Annotated in this window: 16 protein-coding genes and 1 riboswitch; of the genes, 15 read left to right on the top strand and 1 reads right to left on the bottom strand. The window is 41.9% G+C overall.

Annotation, left to right across the window (positions count from 1 at the left end; translation table 11 throughout):
- Positions 1–2 precede the first annotated feature (2 nt).
- The 3 genes from OCV61_RS03870 to OCV61_RS03860 all read left to right on the top strand — a co-directional run bounded on the left by OCV61_RS03870 (position 3) and on the right by OCV61_RS03860 (position 2,132).
- On the top strand, positions 3–818 hold the full coding sequence (locus OCV61_RS03870) for an energy-coupling factor transporter transmembrane component T family protein (protein WP_158420738.1): 816 nt from the start codon (positions 3–5) through the stop codon (positions 816–818).
- Positions 819–924: 106 nt separating this feature from the next.
- Positions 925–1,593: an energy-coupling factor ABC transporter ATP-binding protein gene (locus tag OCV61_RS03865; RefSeq protein WP_158420737.1), complete on the top strand. Its 669-nt coding sequence runs from the start codon at positions 925–927 to the stop codon at positions 1,591–1,593.
- Between the two features lie 326 nt (positions 1,594–1,919).
- Positions 1,920–2,132 carry a helix-turn-helix domain-containing protein gene (locus OCV61_RS03860; protein WP_158420736.1) on the top strand — a complete coding sequence of 71 codons (213 nt, stop codon included), beginning with the start codon at positions 1,920–1,922 and terminating at the stop codon, positions 2,130–2,132.
- A gap of 233 nt (positions 2,133–2,365) precedes the next feature.
- Here OCV61_RS03860 and OCV61_RS03855 read toward each other — a convergent pair whose 3' ends face one another.
- Entirely contained in the window at positions 2,366–3,199 is an 834-nt protein-coding gene (locus OCV61_RS03855) for a leucine-rich repeat domain-containing protein (RefSeq protein ID WP_262582666.1), read from the bottom strand.
- Positions 3,200–3,370: 171 nt separating this feature from the next.
- Positions 3,371–3,574, bottom strand: a riboswitch (cobalamin riboswitch).
- Positions 3,575–3,995: 421 nt separating this feature from the next.
- On the opposite strand from OCV61_RS03855, the gene OCV61_RS03850 reads away from it, so the two are divergent.
- From OCV61_RS03850 to OCV61_RS03795, 12 genes are all read left to right on the top strand, one after another.
- A complete protein-coding gene (locus tag OCV61_RS03850) occupies positions 3,996–9,206 on the top strand; it encodes a DUF4430 domain-containing protein (protein ID WP_158420734.1) in 5,211 nt (1,736 codons plus the stop codon).
- A gap of 405 nt (positions 9,207–9,611) precedes the next feature.
- The gene (locus OCV61_RS03845; protein ID WP_173726951.1) at positions 9,612–9,758 is read left to right on the top strand and encodes a hypothetical protein; all 147 of its coding nucleotides are present in this window, start codon (positions 9,612–9,614) and stop codon (positions 9,756–9,758) included.
- Positions 9,755–10,786, top strand: a complete 1,032-nt coding sequence (locus tag OCV61_RS03840) for an acyl-CoA thioester hydrolase/BAAT C-terminal domain-containing protein (RefSeq protein ID WP_330382879.1) — start codon at positions 9,755–9,757, stop codon at positions 10,784–10,786. Before OCV61_RS03845 ends, OCV61_RS03840 begins: the two co-directional genes overlap by 4 nt.
- Positions 10,787–10,974: 188 nt before the next feature.
- Positions 10,975–11,604: a TetR/AcrR family transcriptional regulator gene (locus OCV61_RS03835; protein ID WP_158420733.1), complete on the top strand. Its 630-nt coding sequence runs from the start codon at positions 10,975–10,977 to the stop codon at positions 11,602–11,604.
- Between the two features lie 125 nt (positions 11,605–11,729).
- Positions 11,730–13,484, top strand: coding sequence for an ABC transporter ATP-binding protein (locus OCV61_RS03830; RefSeq protein ID WP_158420732.1), 1,755 nt, complete (start codon positions 11,730–11,732; stop codon positions 13,482–13,484).
- 1 nt (position 13,485) lies between these two features.
- Positions 13,486–15,261, top strand: coding sequence for an ABC transporter ATP-binding protein (locus OCV61_RS03825; RefSeq protein ID WP_158420731.1), 1,776 nt, complete (start codon positions 13,486–13,488; stop codon positions 15,259–15,261).
- 258 nt (positions 15,262–15,519) lie between these two features.
- The gene (locus OCV61_RS03820; protein WP_158420730.1) at positions 15,520–15,981 is read left to right on the top strand and encodes an Hsp20/alpha crystallin family protein; all 462 of its coding nucleotides are present in this window, start codon (positions 15,520–15,522) and stop codon (positions 15,979–15,981) included.
- 92 nt (positions 15,982–16,073) lie between these two features.
- Positions 16,074–18,677: an ATP-dependent chaperone ClpB gene (gene clpB, locus OCV61_RS03815; RefSeq protein ID WP_158420729.1), complete on the top strand. Its 2,604-nt coding sequence runs from the start codon at positions 16,074–16,076 to the stop codon at positions 18,675–18,677.
- A 32-nt stretch (positions 18,678–18,709) separates the two neighbouring features.
- Entirely contained in the window at positions 18,710–18,883 is a 174-nt protein-coding gene (locus tag OCV61_RS03810) for a DUF4250 domain-containing protein (RefSeq protein WP_158420728.1), read from the top strand.
- A 315-nt stretch (positions 18,884–19,198) separates the two neighbouring features.
- Positions 19,199–19,699, top strand: a complete 501-nt coding sequence (locus OCV61_RS03805; RefSeq protein ID WP_158420727.1) for a MarR family winged helix-turn-helix transcriptional regulator — start codon at positions 19,199–19,201, stop codon at positions 19,697–19,699.
- Between the two features lie 72 nt (positions 19,700–19,771).
- Positions 19,772–21,934: an ABC transporter ATP-binding protein gene (locus tag OCV61_RS03800; RefSeq protein ID WP_158420726.1), complete on the top strand. Its 2,163-nt coding sequence runs from the start codon at positions 19,772–19,774 to the stop codon at positions 21,932–21,934.
- Complete coding sequence (locus OCV61_RS03795) at positions 21,931–23,766, top strand: ABC transporter ATP-binding protein (protein WP_158420725.1); 1,836 nt, start codon at positions 21,931–21,933, stop codon at positions 23,764–23,766. The genes OCV61_RS03800 and OCV61_RS03795 overlap by 4 nt, the downstream gene beginning before the upstream one ends.
- Positions 23,767–23,921 lie beyond the last annotated feature (155 nt).

Genomic DNA, 23,921 nt, shown 5'->3' with positions numbered 1-23,921 from the left:
GAATGGATAATGACAGAACAGAGATAACAGAGATTCCGGCGTGGATGTGTGGGCAGGAAGAGTACATCCCTGCAAATGACAGAGAATCCTTTCTGATCAAAAGCACGAAATCTGTATTGTCTGTACTTGCAAAATTTAGATTTAATGAAGGGAAGGACAGCAGATTTTCTGCTGCTCCTTCTCTTAAATTGTTTTATACGATATTCTTTATAATTCTGACAGCTTCAGCACGAAATTATCTGTTTGTATTGATCATGTGTGCTGCAGTGACTGTTCGTCTGGCTTTTTTTTCAGCTGCAGCCATCAGACAGATCTTAAATGGAACAGCAGGAGCAGTTCTGATTTCGATACTTCTTCTTTTGCCTGCTGTATTTATGGGAAATCCACAAGCTCTGGCAAATATAACAGCGAGAGTATATGTATCGGTAACATTGGTGGGGATATTGTCATCAGGCACATCGTGGAATAAACTGACAGGCAGCATGAGAAGCTTTAGAATACCGACGATATTCATTTTTACCCTGGATATAACATTGAAATATATTTCTGTTCTGGGAGAGATATGTATGGATGTTCTGCGGTCAGTCTGCTTGAGATCTGTAGGTAAAAATCCGGATAAGGCAAGAGCTTTTTCGGGTGTGCTTGGAATTACATTTCTTAAAGCAAGTGAAATGGAAGAAGAAATGTATGCAGCTATGTGCTGTCGGGGATTTACGGGCGAGTATGAAATAAGACATAAGCAGAAATACAGTCTGATCGATCTGATGTATATTTTGGTAATGGTGGGATGTGCAGCTTTGTATATATACCTTAGCTGAGAAGAACTTTAAAGTGAATCTGGCAGATCGGCATTTACTGTGAGCGGATAGAATAGTACAAAATATCTGCGAGAGTATTTTGGAGTTAAATTGAGAGGAGATAGACATGATTGATCTGGAAAAAGTGTGTTTTGCATATGAGAATGAAATAGCCCTTAGATATATTGACCTTCATATTGAAAAAGGAGATTCTGTAATTGTTCAGGGACCAAACGGATGTGGAAAATCTACTCTTATCAAGCTGTTGAATGGGATCATTTTTCCTTCGGAGGGAGAGTATCTTTATAAGGGACATGCAATTACAGAGAAAGCACTGAAGGACAGAAAGTTTGCAAAATGGTTTCATCAGCAGATGGGATATGTGTTTCAAAATGCGGATACCCAATTATTTTGTGGAAGTGTAGAAGAAGAGATTGCATTTGGACCAGTCCAGATGGGACTGTCAGAAGCAGAAGTTCATGAGCGCACAGAAGATTGTCTGAAGTTATTTGGAATAGAGAAATTAAGAGAAAGACCGCCTTATCATCTGAGTGGGGGAGAAAAACGTAAAGTCTCTCTTGCATGTATTATTTCTTTGAATCCTGAGGTGCTGATTCTGGATGAACCTTTGGCAGGATTGGATGAAAAGACCCAGGACATGTTGATAGAGTTTCTACAGAACTTTCATAAGGCTGGAAAGACATTGATCACAATTACACATAACCGGCAGCTGGCTGAACTTTTGGGAACCAGGTTTGCACTTATGAATGAAGACCATGAGCTAAATATGATATAAAAAAGTACTTCCGGTGGAATCGGAAGTACTTTTTTATGGGTTGAATTAAATGTGCATCAATATGCGGAGGTAATCATACAGGACACCATTGGAGAACACCTTCTGGAAGTATGTAAGGCAGCCAGAAAACGGAAGTAATAGCAGAGGAAACCAGGAAGAAACCTGATTTTGTATTGGGAAAAAATAGTCGTATATTGAAACTTTATGTACAGCTTCAAAATATCCTGATTTCAGAAAGTTAAAGAAATCTTATTGACACAGCCGTACGGCTAATAATATACTTAAAACAAGTATTTTTGCCGTACGGCATAGTAAGGAGATGGACTATGAAAATTACAGACTCAAAATCATTAGGTCAAGCGATTCGTGAAAGAAGAAAAGAATTAAATTATACACAATCATATTTATCTGATTTCACAGGTCTTTCTGTTACTTTTATTTCTGATTTGGAACGCGGAAAACCTACAGCTGAAATTGAAAAAACAATCCGGCTAATTAATATTTTAGGATTAGACTTATTAGTAGAGCAACGAGGATAAAATGATGAGAACATTAGCAGTTTATCTCAGTCGAGAAGACTCCCACCTCTTTCAGGTGGTGAGTAACAGCTCGACTTGAAATTGAAATCAAAGGCGAAAATGAATTTGTTGGAGAAATTGTAGGAAATATCAAGTAATAAAGTAATTAATGGCTTGCCGGTTCCGTGCAGACTTCATCAAGAAGATTTTGCACAAGCACTCAGGGTTGCATCAGTGGATAAATATGAGAAAAATCAATCCAGATATTCTACTTTGAAGCCGGATTCCCGGCAATACTGGTCTGCCTTGGAATTGCGATAACACCGGATAGTGGAAGAACGGTTTATGATCCAGTCTCCTATAAATTCAGGATCATGCCGGATTTCCAGGTATTTCAGCCGGTTGCAGCCATGGAATACCCATTTTCCAATGTGGCGTACATTCTGGGGAAGACGTACATGTTCCAGGTTATTGCATTTGAAAAAAGCACTGTTATCCAGGATTTCCAGGGAATCCGGAAGCTCCAAGGAAGCAAAATTGCAGAAATAAAAAGCCTGTTCACCGATCCGTTTCAGATTTTGGGGAAAAGATATGGTCTGCAGGGAGCGGCACCGGTAGAAAGCACGGTCATCAATATTGGTTACACTGTCCGGTAATACCAGGGATGACAATGATTTGCATTCCCAAAAGGTGTTTTTGCGGATTGTCCGGATCTGGCTGTCAGGATGAAAATATACAGTGTGCAGTTTACGGCTTTCCAGGAAAAGCCCTTGTGGAAGATCATCCAGGGATCCTGGTATATTGGCCTGCAAAAGAGAATCACATTTGGAAAATGCGCCTGGTCCGATCTGTGTGACCTGGTCAGGCAAGGTGATTTCCTGAAGGGAATTACATCCAAGAAAGGCTCTGGCACCGATCCTGTGGAGTGATTTTGGAAATTGAATAGTACGGATGATGGCTTTTTTTTGAAAAGCTTCTGTCGCAATCCCGTAAATATGATCCGGAATGCGTGTGTTTTGAGAAAGATAACGACAGACATTGTTTCTGGTAATAATACGATGATTGGCAGATGTTGTACTGTAATACATAAAAAAACTCCTTTGCAAGATGAAAAAAGGCTTCTTCCGCAACGAAGTCATAATAGATCAATAGACATTTACCGGATATATAGGGCATGCCTGGATTACCGCCGCAGAAGAAAGGTCAGAGAGAATGGTACACAAATAAAACCACCTCTCCATATCCCCATTGCGTGTAGGTAATGGCAGGAGCTTTAAGCAGGTATTCTGACTTACGCAGTAACGTCACTGTCCGCCTTCTCACAGAAAATCTGCAATGGATATGAGCAGTAACTGCACGTATACAGCAGCACGACTGTCCAGGATTCTCACCTGATTCCCTCTTGGCTGTATACCTGGTATCAGACATACCATGGCATACAGAACTTAAAACCGGTAATTAGTTTAAGTTATTCAGTTATTTCTAATATAAGGGATAAATGAAGAAAAGGCAAGGAAAATAGAAAAATTTGTGAAAGGTTATTAAAAAAAATGTTAAAGGCTTGACAGACTGGAAAATGTACCATATAATCACAAACCAGTGGGACAAAATAGAATAGAGAAGTACAGATGTTTTGAGAATCAGTGAAATTCTGATACAGGAAGGTGCATTGCCGTAAAGTCGGCGGTCGGATATCTGTAAAATAAGGTAAATCAATTCTGCATGACGAATGACTATCAGGTAACGAAGTTTCCTCTATAAATAAGGGGAGGCTTGTTACCTGTTTTTATTTTTGCGGATAATGAGCCAAAGGCCATGTGGATAAGGAACCGAAATCTGATTTTGTCTGAATAAAAAACGAATAAAAACAAGGAGAGGAATGGAATGAGGAACAAAAAGTATGTAAAGCAGTTACTCAGTATTGTGATGATCGGTTTGTTATCCCTTAACGAGCCGATGATCGCCCTGGCAGAGTCAGAAGCGCTTCTCACATCGGAACTGCCGGCACAGGTAGTGGATGTGATAGATGCGGATGATACTGCAGGGGAAGCAACAGACTATGAAGAAGTTACTGCAGATGAGTTTGTGGATGAGCCACAGGAAGTAGCAGGATCAGAGGATGAGGAACTGTTCCAGGACGGAACAGAGGATGCCCAGACAGATCTGTATGATGGGGAAACCATGGTACAGGATGCAGATGCTTCTGAATTCCCAACAGAGATCCTGGCAGGCGATACATATAAACTGGAGAAGGATATTACTTTATCAAATGGCCAGCAGATCAAGAACCTGGCAGGAACCCTGGATGGACAGGGGCATACCATCACACTGTCAGGCAGTGCACTGGCAGTGAATGTATCCGGAACGATCCAGAACCTGGGAGTAAAGGGAAGTGTTACTGTATCTGAGGATCATAAAGGAGTAATCGCAGATACTCTTACCGGAACATTACGTAACAGCTATTCTGTTGTAGGTATTAAGGATGATGGTTTCATGTCTGAGGTAGGCGGACTGGTAGGAAAAATGACCGGAGGAACCATACAGAACTGTTACTTTGCAGGCAGTGGAGATTCTTATATGATGGTGCATGGTATTGCATCCTATAACAATTCAGCAGAATCCAAGGTCAGCAACTGTTATTTTATAAATTCTTTGGATGCGTTTGGAATAAATAAACCAGAATTACAGCAGACAAATTGTGCCAGCAAGACGGATGCAGAAATGAAGAGTGAAGGGATTGTTGCTCTTCTTAATACAGCAATTGCAGGAACCGGTTATGTGTTTGCATATGCAGAGGGCAGCTATCCGGTTCTGAAAGAGGGAGTGGCAGAGGTAAGCTGGGCAGCCCTTGACAGTGCACTGGAACAGGCAGGAGTCTTAAATAAAGAAGAGTATAAAGCAGATACCTGGAAGGCACTGGAAGATGCGGTGGCAGAAGGGAATGCATTAAAAGAACAGACAGAAGCCTCTCAGGAAGAGATCAACAGTGCTGCAGATAAGATTACAAAGGCTATCGCAGGGCTGAAAAAAGAGACAATTGTAAAGCCGGTATCCATTCCGGAAAATGCAACACCGATTGCATCTCAGGCAGATTTTGCAAAGATGGCCAATGCAAAAGGAAAATATTTTGTTTTAACACAGGACATTACCATTGACAGCGGTTATATGGCTGTTTCTGATTACATGAATTATGAGGCTTTTGCAGGTGTACTGGATGGTAAGGGCCATACCATTACATTTGAACAGGCCGGAGCTGTCTTTGCTTCCCTGACGGCAGGTGCAATCGTGCAGAATGTGAACGTAACAGGAACAATGACCGGCACTGAGGTTACAGGACCCTTTGGTAAGACTGCTTACGGGGCTTCAATCCTGAACTGCCGAAGTGACATCAGTGGAAGCAATGTGGCTGGCTTTATTGGAAAAACCGGAGCTTATATGGGAGCCACTGCTTCACAGGACTGTGCAGGCGTGATCGCAAACTGTATTGCAATCGGTGATAACGGAAAGGGTGCACTTTGCAACAGCAGCAGCAACCAGACCGGGGCGGCAGTGATTAAGAACTGCTACTGGGTAGATACTTTAGGCAGCGGTTCAGGTGCCATGTCTGAGGAGGACATGAAAACTCTGGATCTGGTTGAAAAATTAAATGCCAATAAAGGTGACAACGGAACTTCCTGGGGTCAGGGAAGTGATGGATATCCATATTTTGGAGAGAACCAGTCTTACACACCAGGAAGCTTTAAATGGCCGGAAACAGGAGAAAACAAGTATCCTATCGCATTTCAGGCTTATAACGGAACAGAGGCCGTTACATTAGAGGATGGACGCCTGGAAGTATCACCAGATGCAGTGGGTATGGCGAATGTGGCAGGAACCTTTTCTTTACAGGACTATACAGCACCCAAGGGAAGCAGTGTGTCATGGGGATTCTCCCAGAGAAAACCGGAAAGTGCTTTTGCTGTTTATGATGAGGGATTATTCTGTGTCAGCGGAACAGGAGTAGCAGTTGTGACCGCCACTCAGAATAACAGTGACGGAAGCAGTGAGCTTCTGGCTTCTGTAGCAGTCCGTTCTTCCAGACAGAAGCTGACAGATATCAAGCTGTATATTGACGGCGAAGATGTAACAGACGGATCATTTACCGTACAGGGGTCAGAGTATAAGAGAATTGTTGTAAAAGCACAGTATCAGGAAAATGATGCTTATCAGGATGTATCTTATGCATCTTTTACCTATACAGCTGATGAAGAGGGCGCAAAATTACTCAGTAACCGTGTGAACAGCTCCAGCGGATTTGCTTTTAAAAATCCTGGAACAGCAACCTTTACAGTAACAGCCAAAAATCAGCCTGAAATGAAGAAGACTATAATTGTAACATCTGCCTATGTTCCGGTAGAGTCAGTTACACCTGCAATTTCAGGAACAAAAGAAATCCATACCAGAAATGCCAACAGTGACGGACAGGAGACGGACGGAAGAGTGGCATTTAACCCGATCCTTGGATCAGCGATCGTCACACCTGCGAATGCTACAAATGCAGATAAAGTAACCATTACCAGTGACGATCCGGAAGGAACTATTGCGTACTACACCAGCGGGGAAAAGGGATATGTGCCAAAGCAGGCAGGAACCGTAACCTTTACCGCAACGATTGAGGATACAAATCCCCTGACCGGAGAAACAAAGACGGTTTCCGGTGACAGTACTGTAACATTTGTATATAAGAATAATGTAAAATCTGTGGAGCTTGCAGAGGCAGACAAAGAGATCACTGTAGAAGCAGGAAAGAACAGTGACACATTCAAACCGGTAGTGACAGGAGAACTGGATGAGCAGGGATATGATGTTACAGAGCCTGCACTGAAATGGACTTACAGCAAGAAAGGTATTGCTCAGGTAGTCAGAACCGGAAGCGGATACTGGAAGAAGAATGGAAATTACAATGTAAGTGATCCGGATTACGGTTCTTACTTTCCTGTTGCAGAATATCAGGTAATGGGCCTGTCAGAAGGTACTGTAACGGCAACCGGAACACCGATTGACAACAAAAACAATGTGGAGCCAGTTACCATCACCATTACAGTAACAAAAGGAAGCGGAACCGGAGTTGATGTAATTGCAAAAGCAAATGAAGGTGCAGACAATGCACTGGATTACATTGAGAGCAGCCATAATGACAAGGGCTACGCGTATGGTAATGAATGGCTGATCTATGCTATGCTTCAGGGCAATAAGGAACTGAGCGAAGAAGTAAAAAATGCATATTATACGTCTGTTGCTACAGAAGTAACGAACTGGGACGAAACAAAGAAACCAACGGATATTGAGCGTACTGCCCTGGCACTTGCCAGACTTGGAAAAGACATTACAGATGTAGATGGCGTTAATCTGGCTGCCATGATTTACAATTCTGGGAATCTGACAGACGGATCCAACGAGCTTGCATATGCGCTGCTTGCACTGGATGCTGCAAATATCACCATTCCATCTGCTGCAAAATGGTCAAGGTCAGCCATGATCGCAGAGTTGCTGAAATTCCAGAATGCAAATGGCGGATTTGGATTAACAGAAAATGAATCAGCCAGCGTAGATATGACGGCTATGGTATTACAGGCCCTGGCACCATATCAGAACCGTGTAGGTGTAAAAGAAGCGGTTGATAAGGCTCTGGTATATCTCCAGGATCAGCAGAGAGATGACTTTGGATATGGCACTGCAGAATCTACAGCACAGGTACTGCTTGCCCTTACCTGTCTTGGCATTGATCCAACTTCTGTAGAAGGCGGATTTGGTACACCTGATTTTAACCTGATCACTAACCTGATGAAATATCAGCAGGCAGATGGTGGATTTTCTCATAATATGAATGTTGGAAAATCACAGGAAATGTCTACTGTGCAGGTATTACAGGCTCTTGATGCATATCGCAGTGGAAAGACAACTTATTGGGCAGTAAAAGGTGAATATGTAAGCGTTATGGTATCTGTTCTGGGTGATGAAGTACATAACAGTGATGAAGATGGACAGATCCATGTATTGTCCAGAAATAATCTGACTGTCTGGGCTGCACAGGCTGAATACCGTGTGGCAAAAGCTTCTACAGCTATGGAAGCCATTGACGCAGCGCTGGCAGCAGCAGGAATGACCTGCGAAAAGAGATATGAAGGCACTTATATTTCATCCGTAACAAACAGTAATGGTGTAAAGCTTGGCGAATTTACCAATGGTAAAAAGTCTGGCTGGCTATACAGTGTAAATGGAAAAGATGCAGATGTAGGAGCATGTGATTACAAATTATCAGATGGGGATGAAATTATTTTCCATTATACTGATAATTATACAAAGGAAAACACGTCAGCAGATCATCAGCACAGCTGGGGAAGTGGCACAGTGATAAAAGATGCAACCTGTACAATTGCTGGTGTCCGCATATTTACATGTGAATGCGGAGAGACAAAAACAGAAACCATTCCTGCAACAGGTCATCAGTTTGGAAATTGGGAGAAAGTATCTGATGCAACTGTATTTGCCCCGGAGAAAGAAGCACGTACCTGCAGCGTTTGCAAGCAGGAAGAAACGAGAGACAACGGCGCGAAGCTGAAGGCAACCATCAAAGTAAATGCAACTACACTTCCACTGAAGGTAAAACAGAAGACAAGTGCCCTGAAGGTCAGCGGACTGGCAAAGGGAGATTCTGTAAAATCCTGGAAGTCAGGTAACACAAAGATCTTCACTGTATCCAGTAAGGGTGTTATTACAGCAGGAAAGAAGACTGGAAAGGCAACATTGACTATTACACTTGCCAGCGGCCTGAAAAAGAATATCACCGTTAAGGTGCAGAAGAGCACAGTAACCACCAGCAAGATCAGCGGCTTAAAGTCCAAGGTAACTCTTAAGAAGGGCAAAAAGCTTACATTAAAGCCGGTACGCACACCGATCACATCCAAACAGAAGTTTACTTACAGCACTTCCAACAAGAAGATCGTAGCAGTAAGCGGCAAAGGCGTGATCACAGCAAAGAAGGCTGGAAAAGCTAAGATCACAGTGAAATCCGGTAAAAAGAAATTTACGGTAACGGTAACTGTAACAAAATAAAAAACAGAAGAATTAATTACAGTTAATGAGCAGCAAGTATGGTTTTCTTCGCAAAGATTATTTGAAAAACCATGGAAATTCAGTATATCAGGTGATACTTCCGCAGAATCGCATGGGTAGGGGCTGCCAATCAGCACAGACCTATATTCTTGACGGAAAACCAAGCTGCTTAGAATTTATCTTTTGAAGACGAAATCTGGTTGATAAATCAGGTAAAAGTGATATACTGAATGCATAAGAAAAGAAACCGTGTGGAATTACAGTTTTGTTTTCACACGGTTTTTTGAAAAATACAGGTTAGGCAATACTAACGTCGGCACCGTCAGTTTACTTGAAAATGAAAAAGAAGACGGATTTCTATGAGAGTATTGATTTATGGAGCCTGGTATGATTGGAGGTAAAGACATGAAAAACGAAGAATACATAAAATTATCAATCAACGAGTTTACAAAAAGAAAAGCAGGACTAAAAGTAGAAAAATTTGAAATCCGTAAAGGTATGAGGATGCATTGTGTTGTAAGAAAACCTATGGGAGAAGGCAATAGACAATGAAAGAGAAATCCATAGAGGGAAGCAATGCAAAATTCACATGGGGAGTTAAGAATGGAAAGGAGCTGATATTATTTTACGAGGAGATGATAAAGATGAAGAAAAGGCATTTTGATGTGGAATCAGATGGATTTTATGGTGCATATTGGAAATGCAAAACAGGATCAGACTGTGCAATGATTGCCATGATCGGAGATGACTCGGAGGATTATCTGGCGCGTACATCTGTGAAATGGTTACATAAACTGGGTGTGAATGTGATGACAATGTCACCTGGAAAAAAGGATTATGGACATCATAATTATCCGCTGGAACGTATAGAGAAAGCAATCGATTGGTTAAAAGTGCATGGTAATCAGAAGATAGGAATTGTCGGGGCATCTACTACAGGAACACTTGCCTTAACTGCCGCTTCTTATTTTGAAGATATCACATTAACGATTGGTCTGACACCCAGTGATTTTATCTGGCAGGGATTTATGCAGGGAAAAAAAGATGGTTGTAAGGAATGGCCGATTGAGGGAGAATCTCTTTTTTCATATAAAGGAGAATCACTTCCGTATATGCCGTTTTGTTATAAACATCCGGATTACTGGCATGTGATTGAGAAAGAAACAAAGCGAACCGGTGATATGATCAATTCAAGAAAACTGTTTGATGATTCGGAAAAGGCTCATCCAATCCAAGAAGACGAGATGATCAAGATTGAAAAGATCAATGGAACATTATTGCTGATTGGTGCGGAAGATGATGTGTTGTGGGATACTGCAAAATACATCCGCCGAATGAAGCAGCGTATAAAAGAACGTCCGCATACTTGTAGATTAGAGTTTGTAATCTATGAGCATGGAACTCATTTCGTTTTTCCGGAGGACATGCTAAAGACAATGCTCCCAGTTGGATCCGGACTCTTTGTGAAACTGGCATTTCAGGCAGCAAGAAAATATCCGAAAGAATGCCGCAGAGCACGTCTGGATATTGACCAGCGGGTAAGAAACGCTGTTACAAAATGGAAGAAAGTAGATAGATAAAGAAAATCTGTTTGAATAGAACAGACTTGTAAAACTGCAGAATGCATCTGCGGGGTGGAAACTGAATACACAGGAAAAATAAAAAAATCTAAACAGTAGACTTGACAAAATCCTGTAACGAGTTAAAATATAACAGTGCTATATAGCACTGTTATATTTTGGGGAGAAGTTTAGAGGATACGAAAAGAATGTCGACGAAAGCAGAAGATACACAAAAAAACATATTAGATACAGCCAGAAAACATTTCCTGAAAGATGGTTTGACGGGAGCGTCTTTAAGAAACATTGTAAAAGATGCAGGGCTTACTACTGGCGCATTTTACAAATATTATCCGACGAAAGAAGCACTTTTTGATGCACTGACGGATCCATATATGGAACATATTTATCAGATTTATGACCAGATCGTTGAGGCGTTTGAAAAGCTTTCAGCCAGTGATCAGACAAGGAATATGTCGGATACATCCAGTGATGGGATGGAGCAGATGATTGATTATATCTATGATCATTATGATAATTTCAGATTATTGTTGAAATGCGGAGACAGTGGAAAATTTGAATTATTCATACATAATATGGTGGAGCGGGAAAAGAAGTCCAGTCTGAAATATATGGAAAAAATGAAAGAGGCCGGTGTAAAAATACCGGTTGTAGAGGAAAGCCTTATGCATATGATCTATACGGGATTCTTTTCGTCAATATTTCAGATCATTGAGCATGATATAGACAGGGAGACTGCAAAGAAAAATGTGCATCAGCTGAAAGAATTTAATACAGGCGGCTGGGAACGATTGTGGAATATTGAATTTCCGGTATAACTGATGCAGGTGGCTAATGCCAGTAAGCCACCTATTTTATTATATATGAGTTAGGAAATGCTAACGAAAGAAATAATAATAAAATAAAAGTAATAATAATAAAACAAAAGTAAGGAGAAACAGATATGAAAGAAAAAAAGAAGTCGGCAGTCAGCTGGATCTTGACATGGGCCGGACAAAAAAGAATTGCCTATGTATGGAGTGTGTTACTTGCAATAGGAAATGTGATTTTTAAGATTTTCCCGTATTTTATCATTGCAGATATAGTAAAGCTGTTTTTAAGTGGTGAAAAGGAGTTTGAACCATATTTTGCAAAAGCAGTTTTCATTGTACTGTCGTTTATCATTGCAGAACTGTTTCATTCGCTCTCGACAGCATTGTCACATAAAGCAACGTTTGTGGTACTGGCAAATATAAGAAAAATCTGCTGTGATAAATTGACACGGGTGCCGCTGGGTTATGTGAAGGATACACCATCCGGTACATTTAAGAATATCATGGTGGAGAGAATCGACAGTATCGAGACGACACTGGCGCATATTGTCCCGGAATTCACATCCAATCTGCTGGCACCGGTTGTGATTTTGATCTATTTCTTTCTGACAGACTGGAGGCTGGCACTCTGGTCATTGGTGCCGGTTATTGTTGGACTGTTCTCTTATTTTGGAATGATGCTGGATTATAAGCCAAGTTTCGAGAGAACGGTTCAGACAACAAAAGATCTGAATGATGCGGCAGTGGAATATATTGACGGAATCGAAGTAATAAAGGCATTTGGAAAGACAGAAAGTTCTTATGCCAAATTTACAAAGGCAGCTATGGCATATGCGGATTCTTTTATTTCCTGGATGAAGCGGTGCTCAATCTTTCATGCACTGATGATGGTGGTCACACCCTATACGCTTCTTACGGTATTGCCGTTTGGAGCACATTATGTAGTGAATGGAACACTTGCGGTTTCTGATTTTGTCATCTGTATTATTTTATCACTTGGAATCGTTGGACCGTTGATCACAGTGGGTTCCTATACAGATGATCTTGGCAAGATCGGGGTGATCGTTGGTGAAGTGGCAGGAATTCTGGAACAGCCGGAACTGGAACGTCCGGAGAAAAGTGAAAGAGTTCCAAAAGATAATTCCGTTACGCTAGAAGATGTCAGTTTTGGTTATCACGACAAAGAAATCCTGCACGGAATAAATATGGAATTAAAGGCAGGAACGGTAAATGCGATCGTAGGACCATCCGGAAGCGGAAAGTCAACCATTGCAAAGCTGATTGCATCCTTGTGGGATGTGGATTCTGGAAGCATTAAAATCGGCGGAGTTGATGTAAAAGAAATGGCACTTTCAGATTTTAACCGGAAAATTGCATATGTTGCACAGGATAATTATCTGTTTAATGAAACGGTCCGTGAAAATATCCGGCAGGGAAATCCAGATGCTACTGATGAACAGGTCGTTGAGGTGACAAAGAAAAGCGGATGTTATGAATTTATCATGCAGCTGGAGAATGGATTTGATACGGTTGTTGGAGGTGCAGGAGGGCATCTGTCAGGAGGCGAGAGACAGCGCATCTCGATCGCAAGAGCGATGTTAAAAGATGCTCCGATTGTGATCCTTGATGAGGCAACTGCTTACACAGATCCGGAAAATGAGGCGATCCTGCAGAATTCTATTGCAAAACTGGTAGCAGGGAAGACATTGATCGTAATAGCGCACAGGCTTTCTACCATTAAGGACAGCGACCAGATCTTTGTTGTAAATGATGGAAATGTAACAGCACATGGCACACATGAGGAACTTCTGGTGTCATGCCCACTTTATAAGGAAATGTGGAATGCCCATATTTCTGTAAAAGATACTGTGAAGGAGGGAGAATGATATGTTTGGAATTCTGAAAAAATTCTTTCGTTTTTCAGGCAGGGAAAATAGCAATAAATTCAAACTGTCGATGGTGATCGGACTTATAGAGGCTCTTGCCTCAGCCATGAAGATTCCGGCTATTATGTACATACTGATGGGTTTGCTGAGTGGAAAACCGACAGGGAAATATATTGGAGGCTCCGTTGCGATTATGGTCATTGCAATCGTAGTCGATGTAATCTGTAAGAGATATTCTACAGTACTTCAGACAGAAGGTGGATATAATGCAAGTGCTTTTATGAGAATCAAGATTGCAGAGCACCTGCGCTATCTGCCGATGGGATATTATAATTCCAATAGTATCGGGGAAATTTCTTCCATTACAACCAATACAATGGAAATACTTGGCGATGTGGCTGCGAGAGTGGTCATGCTGACCATGCAGGGAATCCTGGAAACATCGATGATCATTTTTATGCTGTTTGTTTTTGACTGGAGGATCGGACTGATCGCTGCAGCAGGAGTGCTTATTTTCTTTGGTGTCAATTCTGCAATGCAAAATGCAGGGAAAAAAGATTCAGAGCAAAAAGTAGTATGTGATACAGAGCTTGTAAATCAGATTATGGAGTATCTGCAGGGAATATCAGAAGTAAAATCATACAATCTGCTTGGAAAACAAGCGAAAAGATTAAATGATGCAAATGAAGCATGCGAAAAAATTAATACAAAGATGGAGATGTTGTTTGTTCCCTATCATTTTCTGCAAAGCGTGATAACAAAAATCACGGGTGCTGTGGTCGTGACATGCAGTGCATATTTTTATATCAATGAAACTATGAGTGCAGTCTATGCGATTGGTATGACAATTTCAGCATTTATGCTTTATTCCAGCCTGGAATGCGCAGGAAATTATTCATCCCTTTTACATGTGGTAAGTGTATGCGTAGATAAAGCAAATGCAATACTGGAGCTGGACACCATGGATATCGATGGTAAAGAAATCCAGCCGGAAAATTACGATATCAGACTTTCTAACATTTCATTTTCTTATGATAAACGGAAGATTATTGATGATATATCGCTTTCTATCCCACAGAAAATGACGACAGCGATCGTTGGACCATCTGGTGGAGGAAAATCAACCCTTTGCAATTTGATTGCCAGATTTTGGGATGTGGATTCCGGGGAAGTGACACTTGGAGGCGTGAATGTAAAAGACTACAGCATGAACAGTCTGATGCGTAATTTTTCATTTGTATTTCAGTCTGTGTATTTGTTTGCAGATACCATTGAAAATAATATTAAATTCGGACGTCAGGACGCAAGCCATGAGGAAGTGGTGGAAGTGGCAAAAAAAGCGTGCTGTCATGATTTTATAAGCAAACTTCCTGATGGATACGATACAGTGATCGGAGAGGGAGGAGCTACACTTTCCGGTGGTGAGAAGCAGCGTATTTCGATAGCCAGAGCAATCATGAAGGACGCACCAATCGTTATATTAGATGAGGCAACAGCTAATGTTGATCCGGAGAATGAAAAGGAGCTGATGGATGCAGTAGATGCTCTTACAAAGGAAAAAACGATTATTATGATTGCCCACAGATTAAAAACAGTCAGACATGCAGACCAGATTGTGGTTGTTGACAAAGGGAGAATTGTGCAGCAGGGAACACATGAGCAGCTAATGAAGCAGGATGGTATTTATAAGAGATTTGTGGATGCAAGGCAGCAGGCGGTGAGCTGGAAATTAGCACGGGTTCACAAGGGTCATACGCCATGCACAGCTCGGGAATAAATTCCCTCGCTGTGGGGCTGTCGCCCTATACATTTCCATGAAAAATCCCTCTTTATCAAGCAAGCTTGAAAGAGGGATTTTCACGTAAATGTGCATGGCTCGTAGCGTTCACACAATCTTCACAAAAAATTAGCACTCATCTATTGACAGTGCTAACAACGCGTGTTATATTACGTACAGAACAAAGGAAATGGATTATAAAGATAACAAGAATTTTAATAAATAAAGTAAGAAGTCCATTGAAAGGAGATATGACTTATGTTAAGACCAAGTATTTTTACAGACAGTTTACTGGATGATGTTTTTGGATTTCCATTTTATGATGATAAGGCAGACCACAGGGCAGAGAGAAAGCTGTATGGACATCACGCAGCTAATCTGATGAAGACAGATATTAAAGAGAAAAATGACAGTTTTGAATTAGAGATCGATCTTCCGGGATTTACAAAGGATGAGATCAAAGTAGAAGAGAAAAACGGATATCTGACAATCAGTGCTTCAAAGGCTCTGGAGCAGGATTCCAAGGAGAAAGAAAGCGGGCGTTATATCCACAGAGAACGTTATACTGGTGCTTGCCAGAGAAGCTTCTATATTGGTGAGGATATTGAGAATGAGCAGATCAAAGCTGAATTCAAGCATGGGATCTTAAAGCTTACACTTCCAAAGAAACAGGCTAAGCCGGAAGTGGAAGAGAAACGTTATATTTCCATTGAAGGATGATCGTATTATGAAATGCCGATGGACAGCTTCTAGAAGGAGGCTGTCTGTCGGCAGTTTTTCCATATAAAAGGATTCGGAGAGGAGGAACGTATATGAACATCAGTAAATTCACACAGAAGTCCATTGAGGCAGTGCAGAATCTGGAAAAGGTTGCCTATTCTTACGGCAATCAGGAGATTGAACAGGAGCATCTGCTGTATTCCCTTCTGAAGCAGGAAGACAGCCTGATTCTGAAGCTGATCGAGAAGATGGATATCAATAAAGATTATTTTATTAATACAGTTGAAAAAGCACTGGACGAGAAAGTAAAAGTATCCGGCGGCGAACTGCGTTTTGGACAGTATCTGAACAAAGCACTGGTAAATGCAGAGGATGAAGCCAAGTCCATGGGGGATGAATATGTATCCGTGGAACATCTGTTTTTATCCCTGTTAAAGTATCCAAGTCCAAGCATGACAAAGATCTGGAAGGAATTTGGAATTACACGAGAAAGGTTTTTGCAGGCTTTGTCTACTGTAAGAGGAAATCAAAGAGTGGTCAGCGACAATCCGGAGGCTACTTATGATACACTTGCCAAATATGGCGAGGATCTGGTGGAAAAGGCCAGAAATCAAAAACTGGATCCGGTGATCGGCCGTGATGGAGAGATCCGTAATGTGGTACGGATCCTGTCCCGTAAGACTAAGAACAACCCGGTTCTTATTGGTGAGCCTGGTGTAGGTAAAACTGCAGTTGTAGAGGGACTTGCACAGAGGATCGTTGCAGGGGATGTACCGGAAGGTCTGAAGGAAAAGAAGATTTTTTCCCTGGATATGGGTGCTTTGGTAGCAGGAGCCAAGTACAGAGGCGAATTTGAGGAAAGACTGAAAGCTGTTCTTGAAGAAGTAAGGAAAAGCGAAGGCAGGATCATCCTGTTTATTGATGAATTGCACCTGATCGTTGGAGCAGGTAAGACAGATGGAGCCATGGATGCCAGTAATATGTTAAAGCCTATGCTGGCAAGAGGAGAACTTCATTGCATCGGCGCTACCACTTTGGATGAATATCGCCAGTATATTGAGAAGGATGCTGCACTGGAACGTCGTTTCCAGCCAGTTATGGTAGATGAACCTACAGTAGAAGATACCATTTCTATTCTTCGTGGACTGAAGGAACGGTATGAGGTTTTCCATGGAGTTAAGATTACAGATAGCGCCCTGGTAGCAGCGGCAACTCTTTCACATAGATATATTACGGATCGTTTTCTTCCAGATAAGGCTATCGACTTGGTAGATGAAGCCTGTGCACTTATTAAGACGGAATTGGATTCTATGCCTACTGAGCTGGATGAGCAGCGCAGAAAGATTATGCAATTGGAGATTGAGGAGTCAGCCCTGAAAAAAGAGACGGATAACTTAAGCCAGGAGCGTCTTGCTGACCTGCAGAAAGAGCTTGCAGATCTGAGGGATGTATTTAATACCCAGAAAGCTCAGTGGGATAATGAGAAAAAGTCTGTGGAAAAGCTTCAGAAGCTGCGTGAGCAGATTGAAGATGTGAATAAACAGATCCAGAAAGCAAAACAGAGTTATGACTTGGAAAAGGCTGCACAGCTTCAGTATGGAGAGCTTCCAAGACTTCAGCAGCAGCTGGAAATCGAGGAACGTGACGTTAAAGAAGGAGACAGACGTCTTGTTCATGAAGCTGTTACAGATGATGAGATTGCAAGGATTATTTCCAGATGGACAGGGATACCGGTTGCAAGATTGACAGAAGGAGAGCGTGCTAAGCTTCTTACCCTGGAAGATGAACTGCACAAACGTGTGGTGGGCCAGGACGAAGGAGTGCGCCGAGTAACCGATGCCATTCTCAGGTCTAAGGCAGGGATCAAGGATCCTACAAAGCCTATTGGTTCCTTCCTTTTCCTCGGACCTACCGGTGTAGGTAAGACAGAACTTGCCAAAACACTTGCTCAGACGCTGTTTGATGATGAGCAGAATATGGTTCGTATTGATATGAGTGAATATATGGAGAAGTATTCTGTATCCAGACTGATCGGAGCGCCTCCGGGATATGTTGGTTATGAAGAGGGGGGCCAGCTTACAGAGGCTGTGAGAAGAAAACCATATAGTGTTGTACTGTTTGATGAGATAGAAAAAGCACATCCGGATGTATTTAATGTACTGCTCCAGGTGCTGGATGATGGGCGTATCACAGATTCTCAAGGAAGAACAGTGGACTTCAAGAATACGATCCTGATCATGACATCGAATATCGGTTCTCCTTATCTGCTGGATGGTATTGATGAGAATGGTCAGATCAGACCAGAGGCTCAGACACAGGTTATGGATGACCTGCGGGCACATTTCCGTCCGGAGTTTCTGAACCGTCTGGATGAAATAATTATGTTTAAGCCCTTGACAAAAGCAAACATTGGTAACATAGTAGACCTGATGGTAAAAGACCTTGATAAACGTCTTTCTGACCAGGAACTTTCCCTGACTCTGACTGAGGCAGCAAAGGAAAATGTGATCGAAAATGGTTATGATCCTGTATACGGTGCAAGACCGCTGAAGCGTTATCTGCAGAATTATGTGGAAACGCTGGCTGCAAAGAAGATCCTTTCCGGAGATGTGCATACAGGTGATACCCTTGTGCTGGATGTGGAGAATGGAGAGTTTGTTGTCAGAGTGCAGGGCGCTCCTGATGACAGAAAATGATGCTGTAACAGGCAGAAAAGGAGATTCCATGCATGATACCAAAGGATCCGGTAATATTGCTAAGTTATGTGAATACCCAGTTGCGGGATTATTATGAGTCCCTGGAGGCATTGTGCACCTGCAGGGGGATCAAGAAAAAGGATCTGATCAGCCAGCTGGATCAGATTGATTATCATTATGATTCAGACACCAATCAGTTTATCTGATCATTATCAGGCATAAGAAAGAGGATGCTTCAGAGGTATTATTTGATACGCTCTGATCAGGCATCCTCTTTTTTTGTATATGCAACAGAAAATTACGTTGTAGTATTTCTATAATTCATGAGAAAATAGTTAGTCGAACAAATATTAAATTTTTATAAAACTGAAAAAAATACTTGCATTCTCGCAAACATAAGTATATTTTATATACTTAGCCGACTAAATGAATAATAATGGTGATGGCTGGAAAATAAAAGCAAAACAGCAGGAGGTACTTTTGAGAGGTTGATTTTATGAAACGAAACAGGAGGTGAATAGGTGTTGGAGGGAGAAGAAAAACAGGACCGGCAAAAAAGTATGCAGGCTTTGTTTTTGGAAATAAACAGGAGATATATGGGAAAGTGTTTCAGCAAGATGAAGGAACTGGAGATTCATCCAAGTCAGATCCCCATTCTTGCCATTCTGGGGAAAAATGAAGAATATAGCCAGAAAGAGATTGCTCAGATTTTGGGCGTGAAGCCGCCTACAGTGACGGTCAGCATTCAAAGGCTGGAAAAGATGGGAATGGTATGCAGGAAGCAGGATGAACATGACAAGCGTATTACCAGGATCCGTCTGACAGACAAGGGCAATGAAGTAATCCAGAAAGGGCTTGCCACCATGCATGAGACAGAGAAATATCTGTTCAGAAATTTTTCCGAGACTGAGTTGTGCCTGATGAGGCGTTTTTTTAATCAGCTGCTGGAAAATATTAATACAATGCCGGGAATAGTTGAAGAAGGATGTCCTTTGTCGGAGAAGCATGTAGTTGTAAAGTAAAGGTAACTATTCAACAGGTAGTCTTGTGAGGTTACAGAACAGTTACAAATAGAGATATAAAGGAGACACGCAATGGTTAAACTGATGAGATATCTGAAAAAGTCAGCAGGGTATATAGTCCTGATCATGGGACTTTTGTTTCTGCAGGCATACTGTGATTTATCACTTCCGGATTACACATCCAGGATCATTAATGTAGGGATCCAGCAGGGAGGCATTGAAGACAATGTTCCACAGAAGATGCGCACATCTACCATGAAAGCACTATCTGTGTTTATGGATGATGATGATATGAAACAGGTGGAAAAGTATTATGAAGAAGACAAAGACATTTATGTGTTGAAGGATGGCATTTCCAAAGATGAAAGAGAAAACCTGGATCATCTTCTGGAAAAGCCAATGATGCTGTATTATGGAATGTGTTCTGGCAGTGATGAAAGCAAAGCGATGACAGAGAACATGGGTCTTCAGGAAGGGACAGATCCGGTGCAGGCGCTGAGAGCTATGCCAGAGGAGATGAAAACTCAGATTCTTCAGGAGATGAATGAAAAACTGGAGGATATGCCGGAGTCTATTGTAAGCCAAAGTGCTGTACTTGCAGTTAAGAAAGAATACACAGAGTTAGGAGAAGATCTGGATAAGTTTCAGATGGATTATATCATCCGTTCAGGAGCACAGATGGTGTTAATGGCTCTGGTGATCATGCTGGCAGCAGTGACAGTGACATTTCTTTCTTCAAAAGTAGCAGCAAGGATGGGCCATGATCTGCGGGGAGATATTTACAGTAAGGTTATAGGATTTTCCAGCAACGAATATCATAAGTTTTCAACTGCATCCTTGATCACCAGAAGTACCAATGATGTGCAGCAGGTACAGCAGGTTATGACTATGACCTTCCGTATTCTTCTGTATGCCCCTATACTGGGGATCGGAGGTGTGATCAAGGTACTGAATACTGATGCATCCATGACCTGGATCCTGGGTGTTGCTGTTGCACTGATCCTTCTTGTGATCCTGGTGCTGTTTAAGATCGCAATGCCAAAATTTACAAAGCTGCAGATTCTGATCGACCGTTTGAATCTGGTTACAAGGGAGATTCTTACCGGTATTCCTGTGATCCGGGCATTCAGCAGGGAAAAATTCGAGGAAGACCGTTTTGAAACTGCCAATGAAGAACTGACGAAAACAAACCTGTTTGTCAACAGGTGTATGACTTTTATGATGCCTGTAATGATGCTGATCATGAACGGTGTATCCGTTATGATCATTTATTTCGGAGCACATGCTGTAGATAACGGAAGTATGCAGGTAGGAAATGTAATGGCATTTATCCAGTATGCTATGCAGATCATTATGTCCTTCCTGTTGATCACTGCCATGTCCATTATGATTCCCCGTGCCAATGTGGCTGCTGTCAGGATCAATCAGGTTCTGGAAACAGAAGGAAGTATTGAAGATCCGGTATCTCCGGAAGCCCCACAGGATAGTTTACGTGGAACAGTTGAATTTGACCATGTAAGCTTTGCGTATCCGGAAGCAGGAGAAAATGTGTTGAATGATATCAGCTTTACTGCTAAGAAAGGCCAGACAGTGGCTGTGATCGGAAGTACAGGAAGTGGCAAGAGTACACTGGTCAATCTGATTCCAAGATTTTATGATGCAACGCAGGGAACTGTAAAGGTGGATGGTGTGGATGTGCGTAAAATGACACAGCACCAGTTAAGGGAATGCCTTGGATACGTACCTCAGAAAGGAGTCCTGTTCTCAGGAACTATTGATTCCAATATCCGCTACGGAAAAGAAGACATTTCTTCTGAAGAAGTACAGCAGGCAGCACAGATCGCCCAGGCCACAGAGTTTATTGATACAAAACCCGAAAAGTACAACTCACCGATCGCACAGGGCGGTACCAACGTATCTGGAGGCCAGAAACAGCGTTTGTCCATTGCAAGAGCGATTGCCAAGAAGCCGGAGATTTTTATTTTTGATGACAGCTTTTCTGCACTGGACTTTAAAACGGACAGTAATCTGAGAAAAGCATTAAAGGAGAGTACCAAAGATGCAACAACTATTATTGTTGCACAGCGAATTAGTACTATCTTGAACGCGGATCAGATCATTGTACTGGATGAAGGACATATGGCCGGTATCGGAACACATAAGGAACTGATGAAGAACTGTGAGGTTTACCGTCAGATCGCAATGTCTCAGTTGTCAGAGGAGGAATTAGCATGAGTGAGAGAAGCAGAAGACCTATGGGAGGCGGGCATGGTATGCGTTCTGTTGAGAAGGCTAAGGACTTTAAAGGAGCCATGAGTCGTCTGTTCCAGTACATGGGTAAATATAAATTCCGTTTTGGACTGATGTTTCTGTTTGCTATTGCAGGAACTATATTTAATATTGTTGGGCCAAAGATCCTTGGAAAAGCGACCACAGAGCTTTTCAATGGACTGGTAAGAAAGGTAAACGGATCTGGTGGCATTGATTTTTCAAAAATTGGTCAGATTCTTTTATTTACGCTGGCCTTATATGTGGCAAGTGCATGTTTTTCCCTTATTCAGGGGTTTGTAATGACAGGGATTTCCAATGATGTTACGTATAGTCTGCGTAAGGACATTTCCAAAAAGATCAATCGTCTGCCTTTAAATTATTTTGAAAGCCGGACAAACGGAGAGATTCTTTCCAGGGTAACAAATGATGTGGATACCCTGCAGATGAGTCTGAACCAAAGTATTACCCAGCTGATCACCTCTATTACCACATTGATCGGAGTATTTATAATGATGCTTTCTATTAATGTGCCGATGACGCTGACAGCCCTTTTAATCCTGCCAGTGTCCATGCTGATCATTAATGGGGTAATGAAGCGGTCGCAGAAATATTTCCGTGATCAGCAGAAATATCTGGGTGAAGTAAATGGCCAGATTGAGGAAAACTACGGTGGACACAATGTGGTGAAGGTGTTTAATAAGGAACAGGATGTACTGAATGTTTTTGAAAAAGATAACCAGAAGCTTTACGAGTCTGCATGGAAATCCCAGTTTTTCTCAGGCATGATGATGCCTATTATGCAGTTTATCGGAAATTTGGGATATGTAATGGTTGCTTTGTTAGGCGGTGTGTTTGTGATCAAAGGAAGTATTGAGGTTGGAGATATCCAGTCCTTCTTCCAGTATATCCGTAATTTTACACAGCCTATCCAGCAGATCGCACAGGTAACAAATCTGCTTCAGTCTTCTGCTGCTGCGTCTGAAAGAGTTTTTGAATTTCTGGATGAGCCTGAGGAAGAGCAGGGCAAAGAGAATGCTGTGGATATTACAGGACTTTCCGGCAATGTGCAGTTCCAGCATGTTGAGTTTGGCTACAATCCGGATAAGATCATTGTCCATGATTTTTCAGCAGATGTGAAAAATGGGCAGAAGATCGCAATTGTAGGACCTACAGGTGCAGGTAAGACCACTATGGTGAAGCTGCTGATGCGGTTCTATGATGTAAATAAAGGCTCCATCTGTGTAGATGGACATGATATCCGGGATTTTAACAGAAGTCAGTTAAGAGAAATGTTTGGTATGGTTCTGCAGGATACCTGGCTGTTCTCCGGAACGATCATGGAGAATATCCGGTACGGACGACTGGATGCTACAGACGAAGAGGTGATCGCAGCAGCAAAGGCAGCTCATATCCATCACTTCATTATGCAGCAGCCTGGCGGCTATAATATGGTGCTGGACGAGGAGACAAGTAATATTTCCCAGGGTCAGAAGCAGCTTTTGACTATTGCCAGAGCTATTTTGGCAGACAACAAGATCCTGATCCTGGACGAGGCTACCTCGTCTGTTGATACCAGAACTGAGATGCAGATCCAGAAGGCAATGGACAATCTGATGAAGGGAAGAACAAGTTTTGTGATCGCCCATCGTCTTTCTACGATCAAGGATGCAGATATGATTCTGGTTATGAAGGATGGAGATATTATTGAACAGGGATCTCATGAGGAACTGTTGGCAAAGGGAGGATTTTACGCACAGCTTTATAACAGCCAGTTTGAAAAAACGCAGACAGCATAAATAATCAGGGTACAGTTACAGATAAGCATTTTTTAGAAGCAGTTTTCATCTCAGTTTGTTTGGGGTGGACTGCTTCTTTTTGTGTACTTTTTAAAGGCTATAGGGTATAATAATAAGAACCTCTCTGGAAGGGGATGACAAAAAGGGAGCTTTTA

The organism is Blautia ammoniilytica, from assembly GCF_025566965.1.
Classification (GTDB): Bacteria; Bacillota; Clostridia; order Lachnospirales; family Lachnospiraceae; genus Blautia_A; species Blautia_A ammoniilytica.
The sequence above is the reverse complement of the archived record's forward strand: the minus strand, read 5'-3'. Positions and strand labels throughout refer to the sequence as shown.

Excerpts from the sequence above, each read along its gene's own strand:
- OCV61_RS03870 (WP_158420738.1), top strand. The coding sequence starts at position 3 with ATGGATAATGACAGAACAGAGATAACAGAGATTCCGGCGTGGATGTGT.
- OCV61_RS03865 (WP_158420737.1), top strand. The coding sequence starts at position 925 with ATGATTGATCTGGAAAAAGTGTGTTTTGCATATGAGAATGAAATAGCC.
- OCV61_RS03860 (WP_158420736.1), top strand. The coding sequence starts at position 1,920 with ATGAAAATTACAGACTCAAAATCATTAGGTCAAGCGATTCGTGAAAGA.
- OCV61_RS03855 (WP_262582666.1), bottom strand. The coding sequence starts at position 3,199 with ATGTATTACAGTACAACATCTGCCAATCATCGTATTATTACCAGAAAC.
- OCV61_RS03850 (WP_158420734.1), top strand. The coding sequence starts at position 3,996 with ATGAGGAACAAAAAGTATGTAAAGCAGTTACTCAGTATTGTGATGATC.
- OCV61_RS03845 (WP_173726951.1), top strand. The coding sequence starts at position 9,612 with ATGAAAAACGAAGAATACATAAAATTATCAATCAACGAGTTTACAAAA.
- OCV61_RS03840 (WP_330382879.1), top strand. The coding sequence starts at position 9,755 with ATGAAAGAGAAATCCATAGAGGGAAGCAATGCAAAATTCACATGGGGA.
- OCV61_RS03835 (WP_158420733.1), top strand. The coding sequence starts at position 10,975 with ATGTCGACGAAAGCAGAAGATACACAAAAAAACATATTAGATACAGCC.
- OCV61_RS03830 (WP_158420732.1), top strand. The coding sequence starts at position 11,730 with ATGAAAGAAAAAAAGAAGTCGGCAGTCAGCTGGATCTTGACATGGGCC.
- OCV61_RS03825 (WP_158420731.1), top strand. The coding sequence starts at position 13,486 with ATGTTTGGAATTCTGAAAAAATTCTTTCGTTTTTCAGGCAGGGAAAAT.
- OCV61_RS03820 (WP_158420730.1), top strand. The coding sequence starts at position 15,520 with ATGTTAAGACCAAGTATTTTTACAGACAGTTTACTGGATGATGTTTTT.
- clpB (WP_158420729.1), top strand. The coding sequence starts at position 16,074 with ATGAACATCAGTAAATTCACACAGAAGTCCATTGAGGCAGTGCAGAAT.
- OCV61_RS03810 (WP_158420728.1), top strand. The coding sequence starts at position 18,710 with ATGATACCAAAGGATCCGGTAATATTGCTAAGTTATGTGAATACCCAG.
- OCV61_RS03800 (WP_158420726.1), top strand. The coding sequence starts at position 19,772 with ATGGTTAAACTGATGAGATATCTGAAAAAGTCAGCAGGGTATATAGTC.
- OCV61_RS03795 (WP_158420725.1), top strand. The coding sequence starts at position 21,931 with ATGAGTGAGAGAAGCAGAAGACCTATGGGAGGCGGGCATGGTATGCGT.